The organism is Enterococcus viikkiensis (assembly GCF_005405345.1).
Lineage (GTDB): Bacteria > Bacillota > Bacilli > Lactobacillales > Enterococcaceae > Enterococcus_A > Enterococcus_A viikkiensis.
Map to the genome: position 1 here is coordinate 33,061 of NZ_BJDW01000012.1, position 17,031 is coordinate 50,091.

At 42.5% G+C, this 17,031-nt stretch carries 14 protein-coding genes; 10 read left to right on the top strand and 4 right to left on the bottom strand.

Annotation, left to right across the window (positions count from 1 at the left end):
• Window positions 1–12 precede the first annotated feature (12 nt).
• From FFM67_RS07775 to FFM67_RS07785, 3 genes are read right to left on the bottom strand one after another with little or no spacing between them, the layout of a single operon-like run.
• Complete coding sequence (locus FFM67_RS07775) at window positions 13–1,761, bottom strand: ABC transporter ATP-binding protein (protein WP_137614011.1); 1,749 nt, start codon at window positions 1,759–1,761, stop codon at window positions 13–15.
• On the bottom strand, window positions 1,751–3,472 hold the full coding sequence (locus FFM67_RS07780; RefSeq protein WP_137614012.1) for an ABC transporter ATP-binding protein: 1,722 nt from the start codon (window positions 3,470–3,472) through the stop codon (window positions 1,751–1,753). The genes FFM67_RS07775 and FFM67_RS07780 overlap by 11 nt, the downstream gene beginning before the upstream one ends.
• Window positions 3,469–3,906, bottom strand: coding sequence for a MarR family winged helix-turn-helix transcriptional regulator (locus FFM67_RS07785; RefSeq protein WP_137614013.1), 438 nt, complete (start codon window positions 3,904–3,906; stop codon window positions 3,469–3,471). The genes FFM67_RS07780 and FFM67_RS07785 overlap by 4 nt, the downstream gene beginning before the upstream one ends.
• Window positions 3,907–4,198: 292 nt before the next feature.
• Between FFM67_RS07785 and FFM67_RS07790 the strand changes: the two genes are divergently transcribed.
• The 10 genes from FFM67_RS07790 (at window position 4,199) to FFM67_RS07830 (ending at window position 14,875) form a co-directional block, all read left to right on the top strand.
• Window positions 4,199–4,963, top strand: coding sequence for an ABC transporter ATP-binding protein (locus tag FFM67_RS07790; protein ID WP_137614014.1), 765 nt, complete (start codon window positions 4,199–4,201; stop codon window positions 4,961–4,963).
• On the top strand, window positions 4,960–5,238 hold the full coding sequence (locus tag FFM67_RS12415; RefSeq protein ID WP_246042958.1) for a hypothetical protein: 279 nt from the start codon (window positions 4,960–4,962) through the stop codon (window positions 5,236–5,238). Before FFM67_RS07790 ends, FFM67_RS12415 begins: the two co-directional genes overlap by 4 nt.
• Window positions 5,239–5,256: 18 nt before the next feature.
• On the top strand, window positions 5,257–6,615 hold the full coding sequence (locus FFM67_RS07795; RefSeq protein WP_246042961.1) for an ABC transporter permease subunit: 1,359 nt from the start codon (window positions 5,257–5,259) through the stop codon (window positions 6,613–6,615).
• 16 nt (window positions 6,616–6,631) lie between these two features.
• Window positions 6,632–7,603, top strand: coding sequence for an extracellular solute-binding protein (locus FFM67_RS07800; RefSeq protein WP_137614015.1), 972 nt, complete (start codon window positions 6,632–6,634; stop codon window positions 7,601–7,603).
• Window positions 7,604–7,617: 14 nt separating this feature from the next.
• The gene (gene phnW, locus FFM67_RS07805) at window positions 7,618–8,712 is read left to right on the top strand and encodes a 2-aminoethylphosphonate--pyruvate transaminase (protein ID WP_137614016.1); all 1,095 of its coding nucleotides are present in this window, start codon (window positions 7,618–7,620) and stop codon (window positions 8,710–8,712) included.
• Complete coding sequence (gene phnX, locus FFM67_RS07810; protein ID WP_137614017.1) at window positions 8,702–9,517, top strand: phosphonoacetaldehyde hydrolase; 816 nt, start codon at window positions 8,702–8,704, stop codon at window positions 9,515–9,517. Before phnW ends, phnX begins: the two co-directional genes overlap by 11 nt.
• Window positions 9,518–10,242: 725 nt before the next feature.
• Window positions 10,243–12,432, top strand: coding sequence for a glucosaminidase domain-containing protein (locus FFM67_RS07815; RefSeq protein ID WP_137614018.1), 2,190 nt, complete (start codon window positions 10,243–10,245; stop codon window positions 12,430–12,432).
• 16 nt (window positions 12,433–12,448) lie between these two features.
• Window positions 12,449–13,018 carry a signal peptidase I gene (lepB, locus tag FFM67_RS07820; protein ID WP_137614019.1) on the top strand — a complete coding sequence of 190 codons (570 nt, stop codon included), beginning with the start codon at window positions 12,449–12,451 and terminating at the stop codon, window positions 13,016–13,018.
• An 84-nt stretch (window positions 13,019–13,102) separates the two neighbouring features.
• A complete protein-coding gene (locus FFM67_RS07825) occupies window positions 13,103–13,777 on the top strand; it encodes a hypothetical protein (RefSeq protein WP_246042959.1) in 675 nt (224 codons plus the stop codon).
• An 18-nt stretch (window positions 13,778–13,795) separates the two neighbouring features.
• Window positions 13,796–14,875, top strand: a complete 1,080-nt coding sequence (locus FFM67_RS07830) for a coiled-coil domain-containing protein (protein ID WP_137614021.1) — start codon at window positions 13,796–13,798, stop codon at window positions 14,873–14,875.
• A 210-nt stretch (window positions 14,876–15,085) separates the two neighbouring features.
• On the opposite strand, the gene FFM67_RS07835 is transcribed toward FFM67_RS07830, so the two are convergent.
• On the bottom strand, window positions 15,086–17,005 hold the full coding sequence (locus tag FFM67_RS07835) for a BglG family transcription antiterminator (RefSeq protein ID WP_137614022.1): 1,920 nt from the start codon (window positions 17,003–17,005) through the stop codon (window positions 15,086–15,088).
• Window positions 17,006–17,031 lie beyond the last annotated feature (26 nt).

A 17,031-nucleotide genomic window follows, 5' to 3' on the forward strand; every position in this document is an offset into this window, starting at 1 on the left:
AAACGTCTTTTTTTAATGTTCAAATTGGGCTTGATGGAGCTGATAGTAGTTGTCTTTTTTTGCTAAGAGTTCTTCATGAGTCCCTTGTTCGACGATGTTGCCGTTATTGACGACTAAGATCAAGTCGGCTTCACGAATCGTTGAGAGCCGGTGGGCGATGATGAAGGAAGTCTTATCCACCATCAAACGGCCCATTGCTGCTTGGATCAACAGTTCGGTTTGGGTATCGACATTGGAAGTCGCCTCATCTAAAATCAACAGCTCCGCATTTAGCAGCATCGCTCGGGCAATCGTCAGTAATTGTTTTTGACCTTGAGAAATTGCCAAACCGTCTTCGGTCATGATCGTGTCATAGCCTTTAGGCAGTTGAGTAATAAAATCGTGGATGTGAGCGGCCTTCGTAGCGGAAACAACGTCTTCCATCGTGGCGGCTTCATTGCCATAGGTTAGATTTTCAAAAATTGTTCCAGTAAAGAGCCACGTGTCTTGCAAGACCATCGCGTATTGCTTCCGCAGACTTTCGCGGGTTGCTTCTTTGATGTTTTGGCCATCTAAATAAATCGCGCCACTATTTGGATCGTAAAAACGCATTAATAGATTGACGATCGTCGTCTTGCCTGCACCGGTGGGCCCTACGATGGCGACCATGCTGCCGGGAGCGATGTCAAAGGATAGATCGTTGATTACCGGTTGCGCTTGCTGATAGCTGAAGGAGACATGATCGAAGCGAACAGCACCCTTCACCTGATTGAAGACGTAAGCCTCAGGTACATCCTGGACTTCAGGTTCTTCATCTAATAATTTGAAAATACGTTCAGCAGCAGCGATCGATGATTGCAAGTCACTGAAAATATTTGCCAGTTCGTTGATTGGGCCAGAGAATTTCCGTGAATACAGCACAAAGGACGAAAGTTTCCCTAATGTGAGATGCCCAAATAGGAAGAGGAACGCGCCTAAGATACTGATCAATGACAAGGAGACATTGTTGATGAAGTTGACGGAAGGTCCGGTCATACTGCCATAATATTCGGCATTGTAATAGGCGGTCATGGCTTCGTCATTTTTAGTAGCGAAGCGCTTGATCATGGTTTCTTCTTGATGATAGACTTTCGTTGTTTGTTCACCGGATAAAAGTTCTTCGGTTAGACCGTTTAATTCCCCCAGCTTAGCGGAACGTTTGCGAAACAGCGGCTGAAATTTACTGGTCAAAAAGCGTGTTAGCAAAATCGATGCTGGCACGGTGACTAGGAAGATCGTTACCATTATTGGCGAAATCACCATCATCATTACAAAAGAACCGATGACGGTGACCAAACTGCTTAACACTTGGACGGAGTCGCTGGCTAGTGAGGTATTGATCGTGTCGATATCATAGCTCATGCGGCTGACGATATCCCCCGTTTGATGCTGATCGAAATAGCCGACTGGCAGTGAAACGATTTTGTTAAATAAATCTTTCCGTAACCGAAAGGCGATTTTTTGACTCAAATAAATCATTAAGCGGCTGATACCGTAGCTTAAAATCGCTGAGGCTAAGTAAAAGCCCACCATCCAGGCACAGTAAAAGAAGACTTTCTGGAAGGCGACTTGTCCTTTTCCAATCTGGATTGCATCGATGGCATAGCCGGAAAGCAAAGGGCCGACTAAAGCAAATAAATTACTGGCGATGGTTAATAGCACTGCTAAAAGTAAAAGCCATTTGAATTGATACAAGTAGCCCCACAATCGCAGCAGGGTACCTTTACGTGAACTATTCTCCAATGCTTGCCCCTCCAATCTGACCGTGGTAGATCGTTTGATAAGTTGCATTCTCAGCTAGCAGTTCTTCATGACTGCCGTAACCGATCATTTTTCCTTTTTTTAAAAGAAGGATTTTGTCTGCATGTTGGATCGAGCTGATCCGTTGAGCAATCAAAATTTTGGTGGTCGCTGCAAAATGGGTTCGCAGGGCTTTTCTTAAATTCGCATCCGTATGATAGTCCAACGCGCTAGAGGAATCATCTAAGATCAAGAGATCCGGCTGACCAATCAACGCACGAGCTAAGAGTACTCGTTGTTTCTGGCCACCGCTGAGATTTTGTCCTTTGGCTTCTGAGGGGTAATCCAAACCGTCCGCTAATTTATCAATAAATTCTCGTGCCTGCGCATCGTCTATTGCTTGCTGGACTTGTACTTCTGAAAAAGCTCGACCGAATAAAATATTTTCACGGATCGTATCGGCAAATAGTACATCCTTTTGTAAGACCGCGCCGATTTTTTGATGCAGCGCGTCTAAGGAATAATGCTTGATGTCTTGACCGTCTAAAAGAATCTGTCCAGAGGTTCGGTCATACAAACGCAAGATCAGACTGGCGATGGTGGTTTTCCCGCTGCCAGTAGCCCCCATGATCCCTAATGTTTCGCCGGATGCTAGATTGAAGGAAATATCTTCAATCGCAGTTGCAGCGTCGGGATAGGCGAAGGTCACGTGATCGAAGCGTAATTTTGTTTCGCTTTCGTTGCGTTGTTCCAAAGTGCCGGGAACCAAGGTTGGTTTTTTCCGCAGGACATCGTTGATTCGTTTGGCTGAAGCCAGTCCTCGAGAATACAAAACAAAAATTCGCGTGATTGACAGCATCGCATTCAAAATGATCGTGAAATACGTCAAGAAAGCGACGATTACCCCGGGTTGTGTCAGTCCTGCATTGACGCGGTAGGCGCTGACGACGATTACGAGGGTCAAGCCTAGATTTAAAAATAAATCCAATAATGCCGGTGAAGCAGCCAACGTCACATTGGCTTTCGTCTCCGCATTTACTAATGATTGATTGACTTGTTCAAAACGATTCCGTTCATACGCTTCTTTCGATAGCGCTTTGATGACGCGTGAACCAGTCACGTTTTCCCGCACCGTCAGCACGAGTTGATCGACCTTTGTTTGCAATTTACTAAATAGCGGGACCCCTTTTTTAGAAATATGTGTGACCACCACGAAGATGATCGGCATCACCGCGACTAAGACCAGTGTCAACACCGGGTCTAAGGTGGTGGTAATCAAAATTCCACCAATCAACAGGATCGGTGCGCGAATGCCCATCCGCAGCATGACCCCCAGTGTTAAATGAATATTGTAAGAATCTGTCGTGACTCGCGAGACTAACGAGGAGACGCTGACTTCTTCAATTTGAGTCGTATCTAAATAACTAATTTTTTTGAATAGGTCATCGCGAATATGCTTGGTCGTGTTCTTCGCCGTTTTTGAGACCATGCGGTTGGCAATGATATTCGCCCATAAAGCAAAGGCGGAGGCCAATAGCATGACACCGCCCCACAAAAGGATTTTATGGGGATCTTTTTGTGGAATCACGTGGTCTAAAATATAGGCCAGCGTCCACGGGAGGACCAGTTCCATCATTGTTCCTAAAAATTTAATAATCACACCGATCGTCACTTGTGAACGATAGGGTCGCAAATAGTTTAAAATTAATTTCATTTTTGCTCCTTACTACAAATGCGTGCTTCCGCAGTTGTCATGATCGTCTCTACGTCCGCCAATAGCTCAGTCTGTCGTTCAGCGGGGACTTCTGCCAATAGTGTCTGATTCCAGTCGGCTAAGATGTGGCGAATCTCCTCTTTGATCTCCTGTGCTTTTTCAGTGGGAAAAATTTGTAAGCGTCGGGCGTCTGTCGGATCACTTTTGCGAGTGATAAAGCCCTTTTGTTCTAGCTGCGCCAACTGGCGAGCGACGTTGCTTTTATTTACAAAGATACGACAAGCCAGCTCTTCTTGGGAAATCCCCGGCCGATGGCAAATCGTTAAAATATAGGCGTGATGCATTTCTCCCAAGCCTAATTTTTTAAATTCCTTTTCACGATACAAGGCTGAAAGTCGCGCGAGGCGATTGACCATTTGCATAAAAGAATCCATTTTCTTCCTCTCATCCTTCCTTTGAACCAGAATCAGTATAAAAGAAAACCGTTGCGGGTGCAACGATTAAAGGTTGAATTATTTTCCTCAATCTTTACACAACCATAACAATCTTTATTTTATCTTTGCATGAAGTTGTTCGAGCCTTAACAATGCGCCGCTATACTTTTTTAAGAGGCGGGCAATCACTTAACATACTTTGCTAGGTGTGGAGGACACAACTAGCAATCAAAAATAAAGAAGGACTCTTGGGAAGAACGCCCCTTCAAGATAAAAAAAGGAGAGAACAATTGTGCTGAAACTCGAAAAAATCTACAAGCAATTCCAAGAAACGACGGTGCTGGAAGATATCAACTTAGAGATCGCAGCTGGCGAGATTGTCTCTATTTTAGGGCAATCCGGTTCGGGCAAAACGACATTGTTGAATTTGATCTTAGGAGTAGAAGAACCGACAGCGGGAAAAATTTATTTTAATGATAAAGAAATCACTCATACGTTAATGGAGAAACGGCCTTTCAATATCGTTTTTCAAGATTACGCGCTGTTTCCTCATTTAACCGCGTATCAAAATCTGATCTACGGCTTAAAAAATCAAAAGGATCGTTCTTCTAGTGACGAGGTAGCGGAATTGATTCAGCTGCTGAACTTAGAAAAACATTTAGACAAACCAATCCATCAATTGTCAGGTGGTCAAAAACAGCGGGTAGCGTTAGGCCGAACATTAGTGATGAAGCCGCAGCTGCTGCTGTTAGATGAACCATTGAGCGCATTGGATGGGGTGATCAAGGAATCCATCAAGGAAAAAATCCAAGAAATTGCCCGCAAGCTGCATTTAACCATCATCATCGTCACCCATGATCCGGAAGAAGCATTGACGATGTCCGACAAGATCGTCGTGTTAGATGAAGGAAAGATCGCCCAGTGCAGCTCACCAGTGGAGATTATGAGTGCGGCTTCTTGCCATTTTGTGGAAGAATTCATCGTCAATCAATTAGCAATCAAGCAACGGAACATCCAACAGATTTTTCAAGCGTCCATGAAGCTGGTGGCTACATGAGTAGGTTTTTTTCCTTGAAACGTTTCAGCAGCTGGTTGGTCTTAGGATTTTTCATTTTATTTATAGCGTGGCCATTAGTGCAGATCGTTTTGACTGCTTTTCCTGAGGTCGGCGGGAAAAACATTGACGTTTTTAGTCCTAAGTGGCGAGCCTCCTTTAGTAATAGCTTGAGCTATTCCTTAATTGCGACCAGCTGTTCGACTTTGCTAGGATTTCTCTTAGCTTACGGCAATAATTTTACGCAGATCAATCGCAAGTTTTTAAAGCTGAATTAGAGCATCTTGCATTTTCCGATGTTGCTACCAACGATTACTTATGGCTTTGTTCTTATTTATGCCTTTGGAAGTCAAGGATTGTGGAGCAAAATTTTCAAACAGGAGCTGTTTCCCATCTATGGATCCATCGGCATTTTATTAGGTTTTATCATTTATACTTTGCCACCAATCTTCATTTTGATTAATAATTCCATGAAATATATAGATACGCAGCTGTTCATCGTTTCTCGTTTGATGGGGGACGCATGGCATCGGTCTTTAGTCAAGACGATTTTGACTCCTTTGGCTCGGGTTTTGGCGGTGGCTTTTTTACAAGGGTTTTTCATGTCCTTCACGGATTTTGGGATTCCCAGTGCGGTAGGCGGACAGACACCTTTTATCACGACTCTATTATATGAAGGCTTTATGGGAACGATCCCGAATTTTCAATTTGGTTCACTGGTAGCGTTGACGATGCTTTTGCCATCGATCGTAAGTATTTTGATTTTGAATCATTTGCAAAAGAAGGTCGTACGATACGAAAAACCACGACCGATTGTGCTGAAAAAAAATCCAGTCAGAGATTGGCTTTTCCGATTGCTGTTTTTAAGCGTCTCCTTATTTATCTTAGGCGTGTTCGCAGTCTTGCTGATTATTCCAATGGTCACGAATTGGCCTTATGAGTTGCAGCCGACCGTTACTAATTTCGCTCGCTTTATTCAAGACGACAGTCTCGTTTCTACTTTGAGAAATTCTTTGATGATGGCGTTATTGACCGCGTTGGTTGGAACGGTGATCGCATATTTCGCAGCGATCCTGACTTCACGGGAGCGGAACTTGTATAAGGTCAATCAAGTGATCGACAGCATCGCGACGATCACTAACTCGATTCCAGGCATGGTTTTAGGGGTCGCCTTCTTATTACTGTTTAGCGACACTCCGCTGCATAATACGTTGCTGATCTTAGTCATCGTTACGGTCATTCATTATTTTTCTACGCCGTATCAAATGGCGAAGGAAGCCTTGCAAAAAATGAATTTGAATTGGGAGAACACCGCGAAATTAATGGGAGACAGCTGGATCAAAACAGTTTGGCGAATCTTGATCCCGAATTCTAAAATCACGATCATTGATATTTTTTCTTACTATTTCTTCAATTCAATGGTCACTATCAGCGCGGTAATTTTCTTGACTAGCGCCAACACAATGGTTATTACCGCCAAGCTGAAGGAGCTTCAGCATTTTGGCCGGTTTAACGATATCTTCATGCTGTCACTGTTTTTACTAGTCATTAATTTAAGCGTACAAGGATTGATGCAATTAGCGAAGCAAACGACGCTTCCAAGTTTTTTAACGAATCTAGGGAAAAAACATTCGATTGAGAAAAAACACGTATAAAGAAGGAGAAGGATGAATGAAAAACAAATTAATCGTCTTACTAGGCTGTATCTTTACCTTGTTGTTATTAGGAGCTTGCAGCAAAAGCAACGCCGCGAATGACAAGGTAACGATCTATACGAATGCGGATGAGGAGCCAGTAGCAGTAATGAAAAAAGTTTTAGACGATAACGGCTATAAAGGTAAGTACGTCCTGCAATCTTTTGGGACTTCAGAGCTAGGCGGAAAGCTGTTGGCAGAAGGCAAAAATATCGAAGCGGACCTAGTAACGATGAGTACCTTCTATTTGAATAGTGCGCAGCAAAAGGAAAAAATGTTCAAGGAAGAAAAGTTACCGGTCAAACCTTTAGCGAAAATTCCGGACTACGCCGCGCCCTTCACTGTGCAAGAAGGTACGATCTTTTACAACACTGACAAAATGAAGGAATTGCATTTACCGATCCCGAAAAGTTTAAAAGATTTAGCGGACCCGCAATATAAAGGCGTTCTATCAATCTCCGACATTAAGCAATCGTCTACGGCATGGCTGTTATTCCAAGCGTTAGTTGATACTTACGGCAAGGATGAAGCAAAGACGATTTTAAAAGCTATTTATAAAAATACTGGCGACCATTTAGAAAGCTCAGGCTCAGGTCCCATCAAAAAGGTTCGTTTAGGAGAAGTCGCGCTGGGCTTCGGTCTACGTCACCAAGCGGTCAAAGACAAGACGGATGGTTTGCCTATCGATTTCGTGGAGCCTTCAGAAGGCACCTATACATTGACCGAGTCGTTAGCGGTAATTGACAAAGGTAAAAGTACGAACCCTGAAGCGGAAAAAATGCTGGACGTGATTTTGAAAAAGGGTCGGAAGGATTTATTAGAAATTTATCCCAGCGCTTTATACGAAGGGGAAAAAGTTAACAGCCGCGCCCTTGCGAAAGAACAAAAAGTCTTCCCTGAAGAATTGACGGCGGAATTATTAGAGCATCATCAAAAACTAGTGGATTAAGTGAGGAGCACAACATGGAATACAAATTATTGACGCCGGGTCCATTGACGACTACGGCGACTGTCAAGCAAGCGATGCTGACGGATCAGTGTACATGGGATCAAGAATACAAAACGATTACACAAGAGATTCGGCAGAAGCTGTTGATTTTAGCCGGCGTCTCAGAGCAGGAATACACGACGGTTTTGATGCAAGGTAGCGGTTCCTTCGGTGTGGAATCGGTGCTTAGCTCGATGATTAAGCCGACAGATCATTTGTTGATTTGTGCCAATGGGGCGTACGGTCAACGGATCGTCGCCATGAGCGAACGCTATCAACTGAACTATACCGTTTACGAAGTGGCAGAGAACGCGATTCCTTTAGCGGCGGACATCGCAAAGCTCATCAAAGCCAATCCGACGATCACAGCGCTAGCGATGGTTCATAGTGAGACGACGTCAGGTATTTTGAATGAGTTAGCGGAAATCGCTCAGTTAGCCAAGGAGCAACAGTTACTTTTTATTGTTGATGCGATGTCCAGCTTTGGCGGTATCCCCATCGATGTTTCAGGATTGGGAATTGATTTTCTGATCTCTAGCGCAAATAAATGCATTCAAGGCGTGCCAGGCTTTTCTTTTGTGATTGCTAAGCGAAAAGAATTAGAACAGCGGCAAACCTATGCTCGGACGTTGTCTTTAGATCTGTATGATCAATATAAAGTCATGGAAAAGGATGGAAAATGGCGTTTCACTTCGCCAACTCACACGGTGCTAGCCTTTTATCAAGCGTTGATTGAACTGGAGAAAGAAGGCGGCATCTATCAGCGGTATGTCCGCTACTTGACGAACAATCGACTGCTGCGGCAAAAAATGTCTGAGATTGGCTATTATCCCTTTATTAAAGAACATCAAGGCCCCTTCATTACTTCGTTTTATTATCCGAAAAGGGGAAACTTTAAATTTGATCAGTTCTATGCGTTTTTGAAGGAGCATGGCTTTGTAATCTATCCAGGTAAGATCAGTTCACAGGAATGTTTTCGTATTGGCAATATTGGCGAGATTTATCCAGAGGATATCGACCGCTTAGTTGAAATAATTGAACATTATTCGGAGGTAGCCTATGTCAGTTAAAACAATTATTTTAGATTGGGCTGGTACGACGGTTGACTTTGGTTGTATGGCCCCAGTTCAAGCCTTTAAAAGGGCTTTTGAGAACAAAGGGATCACTCTTTCTTATGAAGAAATTCGTAAACCCATGGGAATGTTGAAGCTGGACCATATCAAGCAGCTGTTAGCATTAGAGACAGTGAAGCAGCAATGGCTGGAACAATTTGGTAAAGCCAGTAATGAAGCAGCGGCTCTGTCGATTTATCAAGATTTTGAGAAATACCTCTTTGCGGATCTAGCAGAGCACAGTCAGTTGAAGCCGGAAACAAAACAGGCGATCAGAAAGATTAAACAGCTGGGCTTTAATATTGGGACAACCACCGGGTACACTCGAGCGATGATGACGGTCGTAGCAGAGACAGCCAAAGTCGAAGGCTATCATCCCGATTATTTAGTCACACCAGATGAGGTTGGATCACTCGGACGGCCGTATCCTTACATGATCTATCAGAATATGCGTCATTTCCAAAATCGTTCAGTGCGAGAAGTAATCAAAGTCGGCGATACCTTCTCAGACATCCAAGAAGGGAAAAATGCTGGGGTTTTAAGTATCGCGGTGACGGAAGGTAGTTCGGTGATGGGTCTTTCCTTTGACGAATACAAACAATTATCAAAAGACGAAATGGCTCATTTGAATCAGCAGACCGCGGATAGATTTTATCAGCAGGGCGCAGATCTGTGTGTGAAAAATTTATTAGAGTTGGCAGAATTATTGCAGGAGCATACCATGATCCCACAATTGATCAAAAAGAAATCTGCAATTCGTTAACAGAAGTGTTGAGGACGACGTGAGCAACGTTATCCTCAACTTTTTTTATTTTGAAATAAAAAAAATCACTCGTCTTGAATCAAAAACGAAATAGAAAAACAAAAAAAAGAATTCAGTAGTTTTGAACTAGTCATTTGATTTTATTTTTATGGAAATTTGAGCAGCATCAAATAGGATGACGGATACAACGGTTGATAGTACTCATTTTTATTCAAAAATTAAATTTTATATTGAAAAAATGGCTGAGACTTTCCTTATAAATGCGGGTAGAATAATGGTGTAACCAATGCTAAAGTGCTTTGAAAAGTCTTTTATTCGCAATTTTATGTTGAAAGGAAATGAATGTATTCGTTGGCGAAAATGCTAGCAAATAAAGTTCATAGAAAACAAACAAGTTAAATGACATAAAAGATATGGTCATTGTAATTTTACTATTTTCAGCAGAGGAGTGATTGAATGGGGGTTCAATCACAGTTGTCTTAGGGGAATGCCATGAATCAGTAAAATAGTGTGACTTAAGCTACTTATTTAAATCTTGTTTGTGAGCGGTGGGGGAATGATTGGCAGTCGTTTTTTTAGATGTGAATGCATCATTATTGAAGAATGAATCAAGGATGCGGATTACTGACAGCATCCTTGATTTTTTTTACAACGACAGTCATTGGTTGCTCTTAAAGTAAAAATTGGTTTACTTGATTTAAAAAGAGAAAGAAGGGGAAATATTTATGAAAAAGATCGTTATGGGGATTTGTGGGTTGATTATGGTTTGCTGGGGAGTGGCGAGTTTACGAAACGGAGTTTTGAAAGCGGATGACTTGCTGCAAGAGCCAGTGATTGAAACAACGGTTCCTGAGAGTTCGACAATCGCTCCGCCAGTGCCAGAGGTTTCCGTAGCAGAGACACCAACGGTCGAAGTCCCCGCTACGGAAATACCAGTCGAGATACCTGAAGAATCCACGCCAGGGTTCTCGGTCGAAGTGCCAACAACATCAGAAGAAGTATCGATGACCGAAACGACGGCGCCAACCGAAAATAGTACAGAAGAATCACCAACGACCACTAGTACATCTGAAGACACCTCCACCAATGAGACCTCAACCAGTGATAGTTCAATCAGCGACAGTTCGACGAGTCAAAGTTCTACCGATCAAAGTTCTACCGATCAAAGTGCGACGAATCCAACGTCTGATACTAGTACCTCTTCAAGTGGAGGATCCACTTCTGGTGGCACGCAGCCAAGCGATAGCAGTTCTAGTTGGACACAGCCAAGCAGTCCACCTCCTTCTAGCTATGAAGAGCCAAAGCAGCCGATAGTACCAGCCGCACCACAAGGAACACCGCCTAAAACGAATTCAGCCAGTGCCCAAGCGAGTTCTGCTTTTACGCCAGTCGTGCCAGAGGCCTTTTCACAATCAAGTACGTTGGACCTGCCAAGTGGGTTGAAAACGTCGGAAGTTGCACAGTCAGATTTGAAAGGGTTTGAATTACCATTGCTATCCAGCTTCAAGGACCAAGCCCACGGGGCCTTGGTTTATGACGGAATAAAAAAATTAGGAATCGAACAAGCGAATAACTTTAGCCCCGAGCAATTAGCCACCGAGCTTTATCATAATCTCTTCGGAATCGAACTTTCCGGTACGCCAGAACAAGTGAAGGAAGAGATCAACATTGGAAGTTTGCTGTATCAAAAGAAAAAGGAAAAAAATGAATTAGTCGGGATTTATATCGGTGAGGAGTACTACTTAACAGTAGGTGATGTCGAAGTCGCGCAAGCAGAAAAAGATACCGATGCGGCAAAGCTTTCCGACGATAAGGAAGTAGGCAACGATTCAGCTGGAAAGACAAAGCAGCGTCAAGTCATTCTGCAACCGTTGGATTTAGATGAAGATATTTTAGTACAGTCGTTACCGGCGGTTACTTTGACCGAATACGGAAATGAAGTGTTAGCAGAGTATCCGGCTTCAATCAATTTCACTGAAAACGAAGGCGCGAAGAATTTCATTGCTAAGATCGCTGAAGACGCTCGTCAACTGGGCCAAGAATATGATGTATTCGCTTCGGTGATGATCGCGCAAGCGTTGTTAGAAAGTGGTTCAGGAACTAGCAGTCTTTCGTTACCGCCAAATCATAATTTGTTTGGCGTAAAGGGCACTTATCAAGGACAAGCTGTTTCGATGGCAACTCAAGAAGATCGTGGTAATGGCGCACTGTACTCAATCAATGCCGCCTTTCGTAAATATCCCAACTACGCCGCTTCATTAGGTGATTATGTTCAACTATTGCGTGGTGGAATCAGTGGCAATGCTGGTTATTATCAAAAAACATGGCGTTCTACAGCGAAGAATTATTTACGGACGACCAATGCTTTGACTGGAACATATGCCACCGATATTTCTTATGGTCGTAAATTGAATTCGATCATCGCGGTTTACAATTTGACTCAGTATGATCGTGTAAAGGTCAATCAAACAGCTGGTGTCTTCATTAAAGGCAAAGAAGAAATTCCAGAAGCGTATCGTTCAGTGATGTGTTACCCAGATTACAACGGCGTCAATTACAATACTTCAGGATCGTATCCTGTCGGTCAATGCACGTGGTATGCCTTTAACCGCGTGAAGCAGTTAGGCAAGAGTGTCGATGATTTCATGGGCAATGGCGGAGAATGGGGAACGAAGGGCAAGGCTTTAGGTTATGAAGTGAGCCGCGAACCAAAGGCCGGCTGGCTGATCTCCTTCAAACCAGGCGTCGCGGGCTCTGATGCACGCTATGGACACGTGGCCTTTGTCGAAGCGGTCAAACCGGAAGGGATCTTGATCTCAGAAGGAAATGTCTACGGAGGTACAGTTATTTCGTATCGGGTGATCGATGCGAACCTAGCAAAATCCGACCTTGTTACCTACATCAAAGCAAAATAAGGGGGTGCCAGCACGAATGGCAAATATTCGTCCAAGTCAAGGACATACAGATCCACGGGAAGATAGGAAGGCCGCAATGTTGACGGTTTTGATCTTAGTGGCGCTATTTGTATCGATACTATTTGTCATTAATGGGCAATTAAAAAAAAATCTTAGCATTCATACGATTTCAGGAACATCGATGGTGCCGACTTTGACCGAAAAGGACATGGTTATCGTACAAAAAAGAACGCCGGTCCAACGTTACGATATTGTTGCTTTTTCAGTCATCAAGGAGAAGGGAATGTTTGTCAAACGTGTGATTGGCCTACCTGGAGACAGCATGTTTGTCCGTAATGGACGGATGGTTTTAAATATCGGTGAACAGGATGATTTTGAAACCACTAGTAGCTTTCAATTAGCACCCACTGTTGCAGAAGAATTTCAAATGTTGAATAAAATTCCTGAAGACGTCTACTTTGTAATTGGCGATCATGTTGACGTCTCAAAAGATAGTCGAACATTTGGCTTTGTCCAACAAAAGGCAATCGAAGGAACGGTTCAATTTCGTCTTCCGGTCGTTCGCCTAGCAAAGTCGGAAAAATAAGGACAGAAGGAGAAGAATATGATAATCATTAATTGGATTTGCATAGGACTGATTATTTTAGTCCTCCTTGTGTGGTTTTACCGAATGATCATTAACATTCGTTTGCAAGGAGTCAAGCCACCAAGAAACGCGGATCCTTCTTTTCAGCAGAAATTAGAATATGTCCGGCAGATCGAACAAACAAAACACGTTTCCGCGCTGTTGTTCATCATCTTCTTCCTCGCGGTTGGGTGGTTGCTGAATACTTACAGTAATTTTAAAGTCCAAGATCAGCTGTATACCATGAATGAACAAAACAATCTTTTAAAAGACGATCTCAATCTGATGAAGAAGGAACAGAAAAAGTTCATCAATAAGATTCCAGTCAAAGCCTATCCGGAAGCGGGGATTGGTTTGCAAGATGATTCATGGGACGACTTATTTACCGATGAGAGCCGTGAGAAGCAATATGCGCTGGAAAGCGATCTATCGAGTAAACTCAGTCCCTATTTTGGATTACCGACGATCTTGATCGTCTTAGATATTCCGACGCAAACGTTGAATATCGCTCTAGCTAGTGATTTGACCAGTGAAGATAATCGTAAGCAGATCATAGAAAATGTGAAGGCTTTTGCCAAGGAAGCGGAGGGAGTGTCTAATTTGACACAGATTGCCTTCCAGCTAAATGTTCGTGAGGGAGACAAGCAAAAACCGGAGTATAGTTGTACTTTCTCTCGTGAGAATGAAGAAGCTCAATTTTCAATTATTCAAGAAGATTAAAGGAAAGAAGGGATATGAATGGTAGCACAACAAAAAAAGAACGGATGGTTTTTTAATAAAAATATCATTGATGAGATCAATGCCGTTCCGAAGGAGAAAGTGGAAAAAGAAGACTCTGCAAAAGCGGCACCGACATTAAAGATGGTCGCAGACAATACGGTCAGTGACTCGCCAGACAAGCAGATAGAAGAAATCAAAGAATTGAAACGTTTGATTTTCGAAAAGGAACAGGTCTTGCAGAAATACAAAAAGGAAATGACTGTCCAGAACCAGCAATTAACCAAGGAAAATGAAAATTATCGTCAATCAGTTTTAAGAATGGGTGAAGAAAAAGCTCAAAATCGCCGTCAAATCCAAGATTTGGAAACGGAGATCCAACGGGCACGCCAAGAGATTAAGCGATTAAAAAATTCGCAGGAACTAGAAGAGCTGAGGCAGCAGTTGGATGAGACCTTAGACGAAAACAAACAATTAACAGCCTCGGTTGAACATTTAGCCACCGTAGAACAGGAGTTGGAAGACATTCACGAAGAACATAAAGCTTTAGTATCTCAGCAAAAGGATGAAGAGGTTCAACGATTGGAGAAGGTTAAACAATTGGAGGAACAAATCGAAGACTTACTAGCTGAAATCAATGAAAAGGAAGAACACTATTCCCAATTGGACCAGGTAATCCTAGAGAAGGATCAAATGATTGAACAGATTGTAGCAGGACAAGACGGTCAAGCCAATGAGGATCAATTAGAAGAAGTTTCTGAGTTGAAGGAACAATTAGCTTATTTTGAAGCAGAGAATGCGGAGCTGAAACAAGAGGCGGTCGCTACTCAGCTGGAAATCGGCGAAGTCTTGATTTCCGCTCGGAAGCAAGCGAATCGGATGGTAGAAAAATCAAAAATGGATGCTCATCGGATTATTGGAGAGGCGAAAAAAGAATTAGCGCTAATCAATGAGCAAGCCAGAGAAATCTCGGAAGAAATCAGTGAATCGCGTCATTCTGTTATGGCCCTGTATGAAGAAATACAAACCCGAGTAGAGATCCTTGCGCAAGGAAAAATACAAGCAGCAACAAAAAACGAATCGGATGAGTCTGAAAACTAAAAATAAATTTTCCTTGAGAGGTAACGATATTTTGGCGGTACCTCTTTTTTGTGAAAGCCAGTATTCGAATCATTTTCCGTGAAAAGGATTGTTCTTTATTTTTAAAGACGCTCGCTACTTTTAAATAACGAGGAAGTTGCACAATAAAAGAGGAAACGAGCATACTAAATTGAAAAGCGATTAAAATCGAAAAGATTTTAGTCGCTTTTTTTAATACCCGCGTCTGCTTTTTTTATAAATAAAGGAACGGAAGGCTTCAAAGTTTTTGATCCCTTTGATTTCTTGATAGCTAATAGCGGAATCGAATAGAGAGATCAGGGCCTCATAGATATCTGTAAAGAGATGGCGATCAATATCATTGATGGCAGCTAGCAAGACGATATGGACTTTTTTATCCCCCCACAAGATCCCCTTTTCGGAAATCGCCACACTGATAACAGTCTGATGAGCATCCATATAGACCGAATGGGGAATCGCCACGGCTTCAAAGGCGGTAGAAGAAGCTCGTTCTCGTTCTAAAACATGTTTAGCAAAGGTCTCAGGTACGATACTTTCTCTTTCTAAAACGTGGCACAAATCGTTGATGATGGCTTCGGTTTGATTGGCTTTCAGTTGACTAGTGAAAAAGCGCTGATCGAAATAATCGTCAAAGTTTTTTCGCAGAATACTTTTTTTCCGATCTAAACGAATGTCTCCTAGCTCGGTAATCAGCATTACTCGCTGTTCTTCCGTAAAAATTGGCGAGACCTCAATCGTTAAGAAATCATTCGTTGCAGGGATCGGTAGGGTCGTAATCAATAGTTCAAAATCCAAGTCTGCGGCTTCCGAAAACTTTGAAATGACCGTCTGAATATTCAAGTCATTGCCAAAATGTTGAGTCAACTGCTCATACAGACGCTCATCTAGATTCATGTACTTTGGACACAGCAGAACCGTTGGGATTTTTGATAGGTTTCTTTTTTGTCCTTCCAATTCTGAGCCGATATGCAACGCGATGTAAGCTGTTTCATCTTCGCTGATGGAAATATCAAACAGCGCGCTTAAACGTAAAGAAAGATAGACAGCAATGTCATAGACCATCGGAAATTCTTTTTTTAGCGAGCTTAGCATCGGATTTTTCAGGGAAGTCTTTTGTTTTGCGCGGGAAAAGAGTCCACTGACATGTAGCGAAAAGGGAACGATAAAGCTTTCACTCATGAGATTGATACCAAAGGTTAGCCGCACGTCCCTCAAAATGGCGTCTACTGCGTGAGAAATCTCGCTGCCGACAATCTGTTCCAATTCTTTCAGGTTATTAGAGGGAATATAATTGGCGTTGGCTTGGAAGATCATATGAATTTCTTCCTTTTCCAAATTGTTTAAGGTCAAATCAAAGGCGATTTCAATTTGGCGGATCATTTCCGTGACTAATTTAGCTTTGTCTTCTCTTAGCCACGAGCTGAACCAATTACGGCTAGCTAAGGATTTATCATTGCGGACCGATTCCAACAGAATTAGCAAGTGGAGCATCAAATTCACAAAGTAAAAATCATTCAAATGGTAATTAGACTCATGCAAAATCGTATGAATGATCTCTGATAGCTTCTCGATATCCTCCTTCTCAAAGGTCGCTTCTAAAATTTGTTTGTCGATAAATTTATTAGGGACTTCTTCAAAGATAATATACGAGATCAGCCGGCGCTTTTCTTTTTCCTCCCCTGTAATTTGAATTTCCTCTTGCTTCAGGACAAATTTTACATGGAATTTTTCGTACGCTTTATTCATGCGGGATAGATCGGATTTCAAAGTGGAAAAGCTGACAAACAATTCCTCCGATAGATCGAAAATATTGATGCGCTGATTTTCCATCAAGATTTTTTTAATAATATAGAAGGAACGTTCCTTAAAGGTTTGCGGCAATTGGGAAAGGTCTTTTGGCTCCTGCAATAATTTCTCGGCTTCATCACGGACGACTTGATAGCCGATCTTGGAGGATGTAATCACCGGGGCTGCTCCTAATCTGTTCAGCTCGTAAATATAGTTTTTTACTGTTCGAACCGAAACAGTCATTTTTTCTGACAGTCTCCTTGAAGAAATGGGAGAATCTTGCTGCAGCAATAGAGTTAGCAGATCTTTTTGTTTCTTTTTCAATAGCCTCACCTCTTCAAATATGTTTT